General features: G+C 56.2%; 11 protein-coding genes. 6 read left to right on the top strand and 5 right to left on the bottom strand.

Features of this window, described 5'->3' with window-relative positions; all coding sequences use genetic code 11:
* Positions 1-45: 45 nt before the first annotated feature.
* Positions 46-2,886 carry a bifunctional [glutamate--ammonia ligase]-adenylyl-L-tyrosine phosphorylase/[glutamate--ammonia-ligase] adenylyltransferase gene (glnE, locus tag M989_RS03890; protein WP_064542286.1) on the bottom strand — a complete coding sequence of 947 codons (2,841 nt, stop codon included), beginning with the start codon at positions 2,884-2,886 and terminating at the stop codon, positions 46-48.
* 21 nt (positions 2,887-2,907) lie between these two features.
* Positions 2,908-4,209: a CYTH domain-containing protein gene (locus tag M989_RS03885; protein ID WP_064542283.1), complete on the bottom strand. Its 1,302-nt coding sequence runs from the start codon at positions 4,207-4,209 to the stop codon at positions 2,908-2,910.
* Positions 4,210-4,443: 234 nt separating this feature from the next.
* On the opposite strand from M989_RS03885, the gene M989_RS03880 reads away from it, so the two are divergent.
* The gene (locus M989_RS03880) at positions 4,444-5,064 is read left to right on the top strand and encodes a TIGR04211 family SH3 domain-containing protein (protein WP_064542529.1); all 621 of its coding nucleotides are present in this window, start codon (positions 4,444-4,446) and stop codon (positions 5,062-5,064) included.
* A gap of 65 nt (positions 5,065-5,129) precedes the next feature.
* Positions 5,130-6,371 (top strand): multifunctional CCA addition/repair protein, encoded by a 1,242-nt coding sequence (locus tag M989_RS03875; protein WP_064542279.1) that lies wholly within the window; start codon positions 5,130-5,132, stop codon positions 6,369-6,371.
* Between the two features lie 10 nt (positions 6,372-6,381).
* On the opposite strand, the gene bacA is transcribed toward M989_RS03875, so the two are convergent.
* Positions 6,382-7,203 carry an undecaprenyl-diphosphate phosphatase gene (bacA, locus tag M989_RS03870; RefSeq protein WP_064542276.1) on the bottom strand — a complete coding sequence of 274 codons (822 nt, stop codon included), beginning with the start codon at positions 7,201-7,203 and terminating at the stop codon, positions 6,382-6,384.
* 93 nt (positions 7,204-7,296) lie between these two features.
* Entirely contained in the window at positions 7,297-7,656 is a 360-nt protein-coding gene (gene folB / locus M989_RS03865; protein ID WP_064542273.1) for a bifunctional dihydroneopterin aldolase/7,8-dihydroneopterin epimerase, read from the bottom strand.
* A gap of 107 nt (positions 7,657-7,763) precedes the next feature.
* On the opposite strand from folB, the gene plsY reads away from it, so the two are divergent.
* A complete protein-coding gene (gene plsY, locus M989_RS03860; RefSeq protein WP_064542270.1) occupies positions 7,764-8,381 on the top strand; it encodes a glycerol-3-phosphate 1-O-acyltransferase PlsY in 618 nt (205 codons plus the stop codon).
* 57 nt (positions 8,382-8,438) lie between these two features.
* Here plsY and tsaD read toward each other — a convergent pair whose 3' ends face one another.
* Positions 8,439-9,452 (bottom strand): tRNA (adenosine(37)-N6)-threonylcarbamoyltransferase complex transferase subunit TsaD, encoded by a 1,014-nt coding sequence (gene tsaD, locus M989_RS03855; RefSeq protein WP_064542267.1) that lies wholly within the window; start codon positions 9,450-9,452, stop codon positions 8,439-8,441.
* Between the two features lie 235 nt (positions 9,453-9,687).
* Between tsaD and rpsU the strand changes: the two genes are divergently transcribed.
* From rpsU to rpoD, 3 genes are all read left to right on the top strand, one after another.
* Positions 9,688-9,903 carry a 30S ribosomal protein S21 gene (gene rpsU, locus M989_RS03850; protein ID WP_001144069.1) on the top strand — a complete coding sequence of 72 codons (216 nt, stop codon included), beginning with the start codon at positions 9,688-9,690 and terminating at the stop codon, positions 9,901-9,903.
* Between the two features lie 305 nt (positions 9,904-10,208).
* Positions 10,209-11,951 (top strand): DNA primase, encoded by a 1,743-nt coding sequence (dnaG, locus tag M989_RS03845; protein ID WP_064542263.1) that lies wholly within the window; start codon positions 10,209-10,211, stop codon positions 11,949-11,951.
* A 153-nt stretch (positions 11,952-12,104) separates the two neighbouring features.
* Complete coding sequence (rpoD, locus tag M989_RS03840) at positions 12,105-13,949, top strand: RNA polymerase sigma factor RpoD (protein ID WP_064542260.1); 1,845 nt, start codon at positions 12,105-12,107, stop codon at positions 13,947-13,949.
* Positions 13,950-13,980 lie beyond the last annotated feature (31 nt).

Here is a 13,980-nt window from a genome sequence, read left to right as displayed (position 1 = left end):
GTGTCTCCTGAGAGAATCAAAATTTTCGCGCGATAATAGCACATTTCACGGTTGAACCAGCCACTTCTGCCAGCTGGCGCTCACCAGCTCGCGTTCTTTGACGAAGCTCGCCAGGTCCACATTGCCCGGCATCTCCTGAAGCGCCAGATGATGTAACGCATCGCGCAGCGTGGTGTAAGCGCGGGTTAACGCCTGCGCTTCCTGCTCATCCATAATGTCGTTTTGCGCCAGCAGTTCGAGAATGCGCACGTTATCCGACCAGCGGGTCAGCTTTGGCTTCTCGTGGGCATAGCGCAGCACCAGATACTGGGTAATAAACTCAATATCGGTGATACCACCAGCGTCGGTTTTAATGTCAAAACGGTCACGCTGCTTACCGCCGAGGTGAGCGCGCATTTTTTCCCGCATCTCACGGACTTCCGTTTGCAGCGCCGCGCCGTCGCGCGCATTGGTCAGGATCTGACGACGGATCGCATCAAACTGCTGCTGAAGCTGCGGATCGCCATACACCACGCGGGCGCGCACCAACGCCTGATGCTCCCAGGTCCACGCTTCGTTCTGCTGATAATCCGCAAACGCTTCGGCGGTCGTCACCAGCATCCCGGCCGCACCGGACGGGCGCAGACGGGCATCCACCTCATACAAAATACCGGATGACGTACGGGTGCTGAACAGGTGCATAATGCGCTGGGCCAGCCGCAGATAGAACTGGCGACCATCAATTTCACGTTCGCCGTCGGTCATCGCATCCATCGGGCAATCGTGCAGGAACACCAGATCGAGATCCGAACTGTACCCCAGCTCCCAGCCGCCCAGTTTGCCGTAGCCAATCACCGCAAAACCGCGTCCATGGCGTTCGCGCAGGTGTGTCGGCTGCCCGTAGCGCGCCACCATCTGCACCCATGCCTGCTGAACCACGGCATCGATCATCGCCTCGGCCAGCCAGGTTAAGTGGTCACTAACCTTCATGACCGGCAGCGTGCCGGCAATATCGGCAGCCGCAATGTGCAGCAGCTGCGCCTGTTTAAACTGACGCAGTGCTTCCAGCTGCTGCTCTTCGTCTTCTTCCGGCACGCGCAGCAGATACTGGCGCAATTCGTCGCGGTAAGCGTCGGTGGCCGTCGGCTGGTACAACGTGTTCGGGTCGAGCAGTTCGTCCAGCAGCAGCGGATAGCGCGCCAGCTGACTGGCAACCATCGGCGAAGCCGCACACAGGCGAATCAGGTGTTTTAGCGTGCCGGGATATTCACTCAGCAGCTCCAGATAGGTCGTTCGGGTGACGATGCCGCTTAACAACGGCGTAATACGCGACAGCAGCACCAGCGCGTCCTCGCGGGCGCACACTTCGCTGAGCAGATGCGGCATCAGTGAATCCAGCACCTGACGCCCGCGTGGGCCGATGGTGCGCTTATCCAGCTCTTTACGGAAATCGGCAATTTGCGACAACACGCGATGACGATCGTCGTCGCTCAGATGAATCAGCACAGCCGGTGAATCATCCTCCTGGAGCGTGTCCTGCCACAGTTCGCGCCAGGACTCCGACAACTGCTCTTCCTGCGAACTTTCTTCATCGTCGCCGATAAGCTCGTTAAACACGCGGCGTACCTGCGCCATCAGCGCATCCAGCCGTTCCGTGAGCGTCTCCCAATCGGCAAAATGCATGCCCCAGGCCAGGCGCGCACGGTTGAGATCGTCGCCGGGCAGCGTTTGCGTCTGCTCGTCGTTAATACTTTGCAGCAGGTTTTCCAGGCGACGCAGGAACAGATACGCTTCACGCAGCGCCTGTGCATCGCTTTCTGACAGCAGATTGAGCGCTTCAATTGCGGTCAACGTCGGTAGCAGCGAACGACTTTGCAGCGTTGGCTCACGACCACCGCGAATCAGCTGGAAGACCTGAACGATAAACTCAATTTCGCGAATGCCGCCTGCGCCTAGCTTGATGTTGTCTTTCAAGCCACGGCGACGCACTTCGCGGGTGATCATCCCTTTCATGTTGCGCAGAGACTGGATCACGCTGAAGTCGATATAGCGACGGAAGACAAAGGGCCGCAGCATCGCACGTAGCTCGCTGGTGTAAACACCGTCGTCATCGCCCATGATTCGCGCTTTGACCATCGCATAGCGCTCCCAGTCGCGCCCCTGCTCCTGGTAATAATCTTCCAGCGCCGCAAAGCTCAGCACCAGCGGGCCGCTGTCGCCGAACGGGCGCAGCCGCATATCCACACGGTAGACAAAACCGTCCTGCGTGGGTTGATCGAGCACTTTGATCAACCGCTGCCCCAGGCGGGTAAAGAACTGGGCATTATCCAGTTCACGACGCCCCCCTTGGGTGCTGCCGTGCTCCGGCCAGGCAAAAATCAGATCGATATCGGAGGAGAAATTCAGTTCACCGCCGCCGAGCTTACCCATGCCAAGGATCAGCAGCGGCTGTGGTACGCCGTCGGCGCTACACGGCGTACCCCAATCGCGGCAGCAGGCGTCATACAGCCAGTTACGGGCGCTGACGATCAGCGTTTCCGCCAGGTGGCTAAGCTGTTGAAGCGTATCTTCTTCGGAAACCTGCGACAGCGCCTGTGACCAGGTGATGCGCACCATCATCCGGCGACGGAACAGACGCAGCGCGCGCATCAGCGCCGCTTCATCGTAAACCTCCGCCAGTTCGGCCTGTAGCCAGCCCGCGTATTGCCGCCATTCGTCCGCCTGCGGCGGCTCGCTTTCCAGCGACGTCAGCCACTCGGGGTGCGCCGTTAAACTTTGCTGAACAAAATCACTAAAGGTGAAAACAGCCTGCGCTTCGGTACTCAGCGCCCCAAGGGGAAAATCTTCCGGGGCGCGATCGAGGAGCGTTTGCCAGTGCAGCTGTAACTGCGAAGAAAGCGGCGTCATACACGGGTTCCCTGAAGTTAATTAACGTTTTCCGCTGTGTAACCAGAACGGCTCAACCGACAGTGCCTCATTGCGGTAATGTTCAATTTCAATGTGCTGGCGTGTCTCGATGGCGTGGCGTAGGCCCTGCCAGTTGGCCAGCCATTGCGACGCCCGTTCGTGGTCGTAGTAACCCGACAGCAGTTGAACGGTGTTGATGTCGCGCGTCAGACGCGGCAGCTGGTCGCTATAGCCATCTCCCAACGGATAGGCGAACGTCGTGCGCAGCTCGGCAGCCTGACGGGAAAGGTGAATATCGGCAAAGCGTTTAAACGAATCGGTCAGTTTGGCTTCGGCTTTGGCGTCGAGGAACGTCTGCCAGCCGCGCGTCACCAGCCACTCGGTGTAGGCCAGTTTGGTCAGCGCGGTTTCGCGGCTAAAGACCACATCATGCGCAGAGGCCTCGCTTGCCATCAACGCATCGACCTGGGTTAGCCCATCGCGCAGGCTGGCGCTGGCTTTACGCGGCACGATGCCGCCGAACAGCGTCAGAATATGGCGTACCAGGCCCAGCGCATTAACCACTTCGGTTTTCGCCTTTTTATGACCGCGCAGCCACAACTCTTCGTGGTACTGCCAGTGCGCCAGCGCTTTTTCCAGCGCCGCCTCCATCGCTTGCCCTACCGTTGCCTTTGGCGGCAGCGCTAAAATCGTCAGCGGCTGCAGCTCTCGCGCCGGGTTGCCCTGCGCCAGATGATAGCCGCGCGCGGCTTTACTCAGGCTGCCCTGACGCAGCATGCCGGTCTCGGCCAACTGCTTCGCCAGCGCCAGCACGTCAGCGGTTTCACCGCTCAGCAGCTCCAGTTCCAGCTCGCAGATGGCTTCCTGATGCTCGCCCGCTTTGACCTCGCCCTGATCCAGCGCAATTTCAATTTGGCTTTTGCCCTGCTTCACCACCCATTTTTCGCGGGAGAAATCGGTGCTGAACAGCGGGTTAACCTGCTCCGCCAGCCCTTCCGGCATTTCGCCGTTTGGCCAGACTTCGGCAGGCAGTTTGTCGAGCGCCAGTTCGGGCGTAGTGATGTCGATGTTGTATTCCGGGCGCTGATGCAGGCCGCCCACGGTGCGCCCGGCGATTTTCATCGTCATCTCATAGCGACCGTTATCGCCGCGAATGCGCAGCCCCATATCATGGCGGCGCAGCCAGTTATCGGCGGTTTCGTAATAGATATTCAGCAACTGAGTTGCAGGAGTATGCTCTGCATCGAGGGTGCTAAGGTGGTTACGCAGCGTCTCAACGCCAGCGTTATCGACGATAAATTTTAATTCGATTTCTTGAGCCATGATTGAATTCTTGTGGTTTCGTTGCCCGGAAATACCTTTGTGGCGAACTTACAGGTATTCTTTTTGTCAGTAGATAGTATTTTGCGACAAATTGCCATGCAATGCGCAATTTGTCGGGCTAATCGCTGATGGCGTTTTTTCCTCCTGGAGGATTCTGATTGCCGCAGAATGCTTTGCGTCGTCAGACTGTTGCCACTACTATCGTTCCACTTTTATGACAAAAACGATGATCTGATGCCAAAATTACGCTTAATTGCCATTACTTTACTTGCACTTACCGCTTCTACCGTCGCTCATGCCGATGAAAAGCGTTATGTCTCTGATGAACTGAACACCTGGGTACGCAGCGGCCCGGGCGATAACTATCGCCTGGCAGGCACCGTCAACGCGGGTGAAGAAGTCACCCTGCTGCAGACCAACGAGAACACCCAATACGGCCAGGTACGTGACAGCAATGGCCGTACCGCGTGGATCCCGCTCAAAGAGCTGACCGCCACGCCAAGCCTGCGCACCCGCGTGCCGGATCTGGAAAACCAGGTCAAAACCCTGACCGACAAGCTGAACAACATCGACACCACCTGGAACCAGCGCACCGCAGAAATGCAGAAAAAGGTTGCTGAGAGCGATACGGTGATCAACGGTTTGAAAAATGAGAACCAGAAGCTGAAAAACGAGCTTATCGTGGCGCAGAAAAAAGTGAACGCCGCGAATCTGCAGCTCGACGATAAGCAGCGCACCATCATCATGCAGTGGTTTATGTACGGCGGCGGCGTGCTCGGTATCGGCCTGATCTTCGGTCTGGTTCTGCCGCACATCATTCCAAGCCGCAAGCGCAAAGATCGCTGGATGAACTAAGCCAACTCGCCTTAAGTCGACTTCTTTCGTATTATCAGAAAGAAAATGATGAGGAGAAGCGTGGCGTGAAGAGTTATCTGGTCGGCGGAGCAGTTCGGGACAGGCTATTGGGCCTACCGATCAAAGATAAAGATTGGGTAGTGGTCGGCGCCACGCCGCAGCAAATGCTTGATGCGGGCTACCAGCAGGTAGGCCGCGATTTTCCGGTGTTCCTACACCCGGATAGCCACGAAGAGTACGCCCTGGCGCGCACCGAACGGAAGTCAGGTTCCGGGTATACCGGTTTTACCTGCTATGCCGCGCCGGACGTCACGCTGGAGCAAGATCTGCTGCGCCGCGACCTCACCGTTAACGCGCTTGCTGAAGACGCCGACGGCACCATTATCGACCCGTACGGCGGCCAGCAAGATCTTCAGCAGCGCATCCTGCGCCACGTCTCCCCCGCCTTCGCCGAAGACCCGCTACGCGTGCTGCGCGTCGCGCGTTTTGCCGCGCGCTACGCGCATCTCAGTTTCCGTATCGCCGACGAAACCCTGGCGCTCATGCGCGAAATGGCCGACGCTGGCGAACTGGCGCACCTGACGCCTGAGCGCGTCTGGAAAGAGACGGAAAGCGCACTCGGCACCCGTAATCCACAGGTTTTCTTCCAGACGTTACGCGACTGCGGCGCGCTGAAGGTGCTGTTCCCGGAAATTGACGCGCTGTTTGGCGTTCCAGCCCCGGAGAAATGGCACCCGGAAATTGATACCGGCGTGCATACGCTGATGACCGTATCGATGGCCGCGATGCTGAGCCCGGACATTGACGTTCGTTTTGCCACGCTGTGCCACGACTTAGGCAAAGGCCTGACGCCCAAAGCGCTCTGGCCGCGTCATCACGGCCACGGCCCGGCGGGCGTCAAGCTGGTCGAGCAACTGTGTCAGCGCCTGAAAGTGCCTAACGACATGCGCGAGCTGGCGAAACTGGTCGCGGAGTTCCATGACCTGATTCATACCCTGCCCATCCTGCAGCCGAAAACGCTGGTGAAACTTTTCGACTCCATCGACGCCTGGCGCAAGCCGCAGCGTGTAGAACAGATTGCGCTCACCAGCGAAGCCGATGTGCGCGGACGTACCCGCTTCGAAGCCTGTGATTACCCGCAGGGGCGTCTGCTACGTGAAGCGTGGATCGCGGCGAAAAGCGTGGGCAACAAAGAGGTGATTGAGGCCGGATTTAAAGGCCCGGAAATTCGTGAAGAGCTGACGCGACGCCGAATTCAGGCGGTGGCGGAGTGGAAGGAAAAACGTTGCCCCCAGCCAAAAGACTGAGGGCACAGCATCAGAAGAAGACCACGTAGACCGCAGCTGCGACGATGAAGCGGTAGATAGCGAACGGAATAAACGAAATACGCTTAATCAGCTGCAGGAAGGTTTTGATGGCCACCAGCGCCACCAGGAAGGCCATCACAAACCCGACGGCAAACATCGGGATATCCCCGACGGTCAGGAAGTGCCAGCTCTTGTAGAGATCCAGCACCGTCGCGCCCATCATCATCGGCACCGCCAGCAGGAAAGAGAACTCCGACGCCGCATAGCGGCTCACGCCGACCAGCATACCGCCGGAAATGGTCGCCCCCGAGCGGGAGAAGCCCGGCCACAGCGCCAGACACTGGAAGCAGCCAATCATAAACGCCTGACGATACGTCATATCATCCACGCCAACCGCGCGCGGCACCTTCGGCTTCAGGCATTCCGCGGCAATCAGCAGGATACCGCCGACCACCAGCGCATACATCACGTTAATCGGGTTAAATAACGATTTGATGGCGTCGTGGAACACCAGCCCCAGCACCACCGCCGGGATCATCCCGAGCAGAATATGAATGAGCGACAAACGACCCGAGCCTTCGCCTTCGTGTACCGGAGGACGGCCAAAGTGAATGCCAATCAGGCCAAACAGCCGACGCCAGAACATCACTACCACCGCGAGGATCGAACCCAGTTGGATCACCACCTCAAACGTCTTCGCCGTATCACCTTCAAAGCCCAGCAGATGGCCGACGATAATCATGTGGCCTGTGCTGGAGACGGGCAGAAACTCAGTCAATCCCTCGACCACACCCAGAATAGCCGCCACCAGCAGCGAGTGCATATCGTTCATTAAATAAACCCTTAAAAAGTAAACAATAAAATAAACCCGGCACTAAGACCGGTATAAATCATTTTGGTTTAAGTTATATGACGAATAATGAGTTTAATTAGGATTATGGCCACGCTGAATGATCACGCCCACGTTGGCGGCACGCGCCACGGCACCCGGCTTACTCACCTTAATGCGTACCCACGGTGAGTGAAAGCGTGACATCAGCAGGTCGGCAATCTCTTCCGCGACGCGCTCTACCAGCGCGAAACGGCTACCTTCAACGTGCTCCACCACCGCTTCACTGATATCCGCATAGCTCAGGCAGTCCTCGACGTTGTCGCTGGCGGCGGCTTTACGGTTGTCCCAGCCTAATTCGATATCGAACACCAGCTTCTGCTCAATGGTTTGTTCCCAGTCATAAACACCGATAGTGGTGATTACCGAAAGTTGCTCTATAAATACAATATCCATCACGACCTGCTTGGTTTTAGGCTAAACCGGATACCACTTCCGGCGAATTATGCGTATTATCCACAGATGCAGAGAATACTTCGACATTTTCAAAATGGAACAGCGTTATGAGTGCAATCGAGCCTGGAATGATCCTCCTTGCCTACCTTTGCGGCTCAATTTCCAGCGCCATTCTGGTCTGCCGCATCGCGGGGTTGCCTGACCCTCGCACCAGTGGTTCCGGTAACCCCGGCGCTACGAATGTCTTACGCATCGGCGGCAAGGGTGCTGCCGTAGCCGTCCTGGTTTTCGACATCCTGAAAGGGATGCTGCCCGTCTGGGGTGCTTATGCCCTTGGCTTTACCCCCTTCTGGCTTGGGCTGGTCGCGATCGCCGCCTGTCTGGGCCATATCTGGCCGGTTTTCTTCCATTTTCAGGGAGGAAAAGGCGTGGCGACCGCGTTCGGCGCAATTGCCCCTATCGGCTGGGATCTGACCGGCGTGATGGCCGGAACCTGGCTTCTGACGATTCTACTGAGCGGCTATTCGTCGCTGGGCGCCATCGTCAGCGCGCTGGTCGCGCCGTTCTACGTCTGGTGGTTCAAGCCCCAGTACACCTTCCCGGTATCGATGCTGTCGTGCCTCATTCTGCTGCGTCATCATGACAACATTCAGCGTTTATGGCGACGGCAGGAGACGAAAATCTGGACGCGCCTGAAAAAGCGCAAACGCAAAGACGCCGAATAACACGCACAAAAAAGCCCTCTTCAGGAGGGCTTTTTATCACGAGCCTCGGCCAGAGAATCAGGCGGCAGGCAGCTCCGCCAGCGGCCAGCGTGGACGCACGGTCACGCCCAGCGATTCATTGACGCCCGTTTTCAGACGCACCATGCCCGCATAGGCAATCATCGCGCCGTTATCGGTGCAGAACTCCGGACGCGCGTAGAACACTTCGCCGCCGCGTTTTTGCATCATCGTCGCCAGCTTCGCGCGCAGCGTACGGTTAGCGCTTACGCCGCCCGCCATCACCAGACGCTTAAAGCCGGTTTGATCCAGCGCGCGTTTGCACTTGATCATCAGCGTATCCACCACCGCATCTTCAAAGGCGCGGGCGATATCGGCACGCGTTTGATCATCATCGCCGTTATTGCGGATAGTATTCGCCGCAAAGGTTTTCAGGCCGGAGAAGCTAAAATCCAGCCCCGGACGATCGGTCATCGGACGCGGGAACACAAAGCGCCCTTCCGTGCCCTGCGAAGCCAGCTTCGACAGCATTGGGCCGCCGGGATAATCCAGACCGAGCAGCTTGGCGGTTTTATCAAAAGCTTCCCCCGCCGCATCGTCAATTGACTCGCCCAGCAGGGTGTACTCACCGATGCCGGTGACGCTAATCAGCTGCGTATGGCCGCCGGATACCAGCAGCGCCACAAACGGATATTCCGGCGGATTATCTTCCAGCATCGGCGCCAGCAGATGGCCTTCCATATGGTGGACCGGAATAGCCGGCACATTCCAGGCAAACGCCAGCGAGCGTCCTACGGTTGCGCCGACCAGCAGCGCGCCAACCAGACCTGGACCGGCGGTGTAGGCCACCGCGTCGATATCTTTGGCCGTCAGGTTCGCTTCTTGTAAGGCCGCCTGAATCAGGGGAACCGTTTTACGCACGTGGTCACGCGACGCCAGCTCAGGCACCACACCGCCGTAGTCAGCGTGTAATTTCACCTGACTATACAACTGGTTGGCTAACAGACCTTTTTCGTCGTCATAAATTGCGATGCCGGTTTCATCGCAGGATGTTTCAATACCCAGTACACGCATGGCTAGATTTACCTCGTTTCAATACCGCGCAGTGTAGGTTTTCTGTCCCGGCTTGTAAAACATTGTTCGCCCCAGCAGGCAGCCTCGTGTATACTCCTCACCCTTAAAAAGTCCCGTTCAAAAACGCGTCGGCGCTTTACAAAGCAACAGCAATTGCAGTAAAATTCCGCACCATTTTGAAATAAGCTGGCGTTGATGCCAGCGGCAAACCGAATTTATTAAAGGTGAGAGTTACATGCCGGTAATTAAAGTACGTGAAAACGAGCCGTTCGACGTAGCACTGCGTCGCTTCAAGCGTTCCTGTGAAAAAGCGGGTGTTCTGGCGGAAGTTCGTCGTCGTGAGTTCTATGAAAAACCGACTACCGAACGTAAGCGCGCTAAAGCTTCTGCAGTGAAACGTCACGCGAAGAAACTGGCTCGCGAAAACGCACGCCGTACTCGTCTGTACTAATCTCTTGAGGGCATCGGCTCTCAGGTTACAGACCGAGTTGTAGTTGCAAGGCCGTGCTTCCGAAAGGAATGCGCGGCTTGTTTTCGTTTATAAATCAGCATTTACACAAAATCATTCATGCTGTATCACAAAACGCGTTGGCGTTTTGAACAGCGCTAGCGCTGGCCCCGAAGGGGCGAGGCTGCAAGCCGAGTAACGCGGCAAGTGAGTGAGTCCCCGGAGCTGACATAAGTCAGTGACAGGGGTGAACGAACGCGGCCAACGCAGAGACAGTTTGAAGGATGAAGTGTAAATAAACGGGGCCTATGGCTGGACGAATCCCACGCGTATTTATTAATGATCTGCTGGCACGCACCGACATCATCGATCTGATCGATGCGCGGGTGAAGCTGAAAAAGCAGGGCAAAAATTACCATGCGTGCTGTCCGTTCCATAACGAGAAAACCCCCTCTTTCACCGTGAACGGTGATAAGCAGTTTTACCACTGCTTCGGCTGCGGCGCGCACGGCAATGCCATCGACTTTTTGATGAACTACGACAAGCTCGAGTTCGTTGAAACCGTTGAAGAACTGGCGGCCATGCACAACCTTGAAGTGCCGTACGAAGCCGGAACAGGTCTTAGCCAGATAGAGCGTCACCAGCGTCAGAATCTCTATCAGCTAATGGAAGGGTTAAATGATTTTTATCAGCAATCCTTCACCCAACCCATCGCCGAGCCAGCACGCCAGTATCTGGAGCAACGCGGCCTGAGTGCCGAGATTGTCCAGCAGTTTGCTATTGGTTTTGCGCCGCCGGGCTGGGATAACGCCTTAAAACGTTTCGGTGGAAATGTCGACAACAGGAAGCTGCTGCTCGATGCCGGAATGCTGGTCAATAATGACCAGGGAAGAACCTACGACCGTTTCCGCAATCGCGTGATGTTCCCGATTCGCGATAAACGAGGCCGGGTGATTGGTTTTGGTGGCCGCGTACTCGGTAACGATACGCCAAAATACCTCAACTCCCCGGAAACCGATATTTTCCATAAAGGTCGCCAGCTGTATGGCCTTTATGAAGCCCAGCAGCACAACGCTGAACCACCGCGTCTGCTGGTTGTCGAAGGGTATATGGATGTTGTCGCGCTGGCGCAATACGGTATTCACTACGCCGTTGCCTCGCTGGGTACGTCGACCACGGCGGATCACATCCATATGTTATTCCGTGCGACAAACAACGTGATTTGCTGTTACGACGGCGACCGCGCGGGCCGCGACGCGGCATGGCGTGCGCTGGAAACCGCAATGCCATACATGACCGACGGTCGTCAGCTACGCTTTATGTTCCTGCCCGACGGTGAAGACCCGGACACGCTGGTACGTAAAGAGGGTAAAGAGGCCTTTGAAGCACGGATGGAGCACGCACAACCGCTCTCCGCCTTCTTATTTAACAGTCTCTTACCGCAGGTTGATTTAAGTTCGCCAGACGGCAGTACGCAGCTCGCCGCGCTGGCGCTGCCGCTGATAAACCAGGTGCCTGGCGACGCGCACCGTATTCAACTGCGCCAGACGCTGGGGCTGAAGCTGGGCATCTTTGACGATGCGGCGCTTGATCGTTTAATGCCAAAACAGGCAGAAAGTGGCGTAGTACGCCCGCCTCAGCAGATAAAACAGACGCCTATGCGTATACTGATAGGACTACTGGTGCAAAACCCAAATCTGGCGCCACTCGTACCTCCTATGCATGGGCTGGCTCAGGCGAAGCTACCCGGGCTCAACCTGTTCACTGAACTGGTCAACCTGTGTGTTGCCCAACCGGGCCTGACAACGGGCCAGCTGTTAGAGAATTATCGCGGGGCAAGTGAATACTCAACACTTGAAAAACTCTCAACCTGGAACGATATAAAGGATGAGAATGTTGAAAAAATGTTCACCGACACGCTAAACCGAATTTTTGATTCAATGCTTGAACAGCGACAGGAAGAGTTGATAGCTCGCGATCGCACGCACGGTTTGAGCAGTGAAGAGCGCAGGGAATTCTGGGAAATCAGACAGGCCCTGGAAAAAAAATGAATTTAACGGCTTAACTGCCGAATACCTATCGGGAAGCCCCCGACAGCCGCCCGAGGCGCAGCGGCACTAATATAAGTACGCCCTCGCTTTAAATGTCGGCGGTTCGTTCGCCGACCGACACCAATCAAATGAATTAAGTGTGGATACCGTCTTATGGAGCAAAACCCGCAGTCACAGCTCAAGCTTCTTGTCCAACGTGGTAAGGAGCAAGGCTATCTGACCTATGCCGAGGTCAATGACCATCTGCCGGAAGATATCGTCGATTCAGATCAGATCGAAGACATCATCCAAATGATCAACGACATGGGTATTCAGGTGATGGAAGAAGCACCGGATGCCGATGATCTGTTGCTGGCTGAAACCTCCAACAACACTGATGAAGACGCAGAAGAAGCGGCTGCACAGGTTCTGTCCAGCGTGGAATCTGAAATCGGGCGTACAACCGACCCGGTGCGCATGTACATGCGCGAAATGGGTACCGTAGAACTGCTGACCCGCGAAGGCGAAATCGACATCGCCAAACGTATTGAAGACGGGATTAACCAGGTACAGTGCTCCGTTGCCGAATACCCGGAAGCCATCACCTATCTGCTGGAACAATACGATCGCGTTGAAGCGGAAGAAGCCCGTCTGTCCGACCTGATCACCGGTTTCGTCGATCCAAACGCCGAAGAAGATATGGCGCCAACCGCCACGCACGTTGGTTCCGAACTGTCTCAGGAAGAGATGGATGACGACGATGAAGACGAAGACGACGATAGCGACGACAGCAGCGACGATGACAACAGCATCGACCCAGAGCTGGCGCGTGAGAAGTTCGCCGAACTGCGTACACAGTACGAAGTCACTCGCGACACCATCAAAGCCAAAGGCCGTAGCCACGCTGCCGCTCAGGAAGAGATTCTGAAGCTGTCTGAAGTATTCAAACAGTTCCGTCTGGTACCGAAACAGTTCGACTACCTGGTGAACAGCATGCGTGTGATGATGGATCGCGTGCGTACCCAGGAACGTATCATCATGAAGATGTGCGTAGAACAGTGCAAAATGCCGAAGAAAAACTTCATCACCCTGTTCACCGGCAACGAAACCAGCGAAACCTGGTTCAACGCGGCTATCGCGATGAACAAGCCATGGTCTGAAAAACTCCACGACGTGGCAGAAGATGTACAGCGCAGCCTGCAGAAACTGCAGCAGATTGAAGAAGAAACCGGCCTGACCATCGAGCAGGTTAAAGATATCAACCGTCGCATGTCCATCGGCGAAGCGAAAGCCCGCCGTGCGAAGAAAGAGATGGTTGAAGCGAACTTACGTCTGGTTATCTCTATCGCCAAAAAATACACCAACCGTGGTCTGCAGTTCCTGGATCTGATTCAGGAAGGCAACATCGGTCTGATGAAAGCGGTTGATAAGTTTGAATACCGTCGTGGTTACAAGTTCTCCACCTACGCAACCTGGTGGATCCGTCAGGCGATCACCCGCTCTATCGCCGACCAGGCGCGTACCATCCGTATCCCGGTGCATATGATTGAGACCATCAACAAGCTCAACCGTATTTCCCGTCAGATGCTGCAAGAGATGGGCCGCGAGCCGACGCCGGAAGAGCTGGCTGAACGCATGCTGATGCCGGAAGACAAGATCCGTAAAGTGCTGAAGATTGCCAAAGAGCCTATCTCCATGGAAACGCCGATCGGCGACGATGAAGATTCGCATCTGGGTGATTTCATCGAGGATACCACCCTCGAGCTGCCGCTGGACTCAGCCACCACCGAGAGCCTGCGCGCCGCCACCCACGACGTTCTGGCTGGCCTGACCGCCCGTGAAGCGAAAGTGCTGCGTATGCGTTTCGGTATCGATATGAACACCGACCACACGCTGGAAGAAGTGGGTAAACAGTTCGACGTGACCCGCGAACGTATCCGTCAGATCGAAGCGAAGGCGCTGCGTAAACTGCGCCACCCGAGCCGCTCTGAAGTGCTGCGTAGCTTCCTGGACGATTAATCGCCCCGGTAAAAACGTAAAAAGCTCCCTT

Source organism: Kluyvera georgiana ATCC 51603, from assembly GCF_001654985.1.
GTDB classification, from domain to species: Bacteria; Pseudomonadota; Gammaproteobacteria; order Enterobacterales; family Enterobacteriaceae; genus Kluyvera; species Kluyvera georgiana.
This window is presented reverse-complemented; position numbering and strand designations above follow the sequence as displayed.

Bases quoted from the DNA above. Each gene is read 5' to 3' on its own strand.
- tsaD (WP_064542267.1), bottom strand. From the start codon at position 9,452: ATGCGTGTACTGGGTATTGAAACATCCTGCGATGAAACCGGCATCGCA.
- dnaG (WP_064542263.1), top strand. From the start codon at position 10,209: ATGGCTGGACGAATCCCACGCGTATTTATTAATGATCTGCTGGCACGC.
- bacA (WP_064542276.1), bottom strand. From the start codon at position 7,203: ATGAACGATATGCACTCGCTGCTGGTGGCGGCTATTCTGGGTGTGGTC.
- plsY (WP_064542270.1), top strand. From the start codon at position 7,764: ATGAGTGCAATCGAGCCTGGAATGATCCTCCTTGCCTACCTTTGCGGC.
- M989_RS03885 (WP_064542283.1), bottom strand. From the start codon at position 4,209: ATGGCTCAAGAAATCGAATTAAAATTTATCGTCGATAACGCTGGCGTT.
- glnE (WP_064542286.1), bottom strand. From the start codon at position 2,886: ATGACGCCGCTTTCTTCGCAGTTACAGCTGCACTGGCAAACGCTCCTC.
- folB (WP_064542273.1), bottom strand. From the start codon at position 7,656: ATGGATATTGTATTTATAGAGCAACTTTCGGTAATCACCACTATCGGT.
- rpsU (WP_001144069.1), top strand. From the start codon at position 9,688: ATGCCGGTAATTAAAGTACGTGAAAACGAGCCGTTCGACGTAGCACTG.
- M989_RS03880 (WP_064542529.1), top strand. From the start codon at position 4,444: ATGCCAAAATTACGCTTAATTGCCATTACTTTACTTGCACTTACCGCT.
- rpoD (WP_064542260.1), top strand. From the start codon at position 12,105: ATGGAGCAAAACCCGCAGTCACAGCTCAAGCTTCTTGTCCAACGTGGT.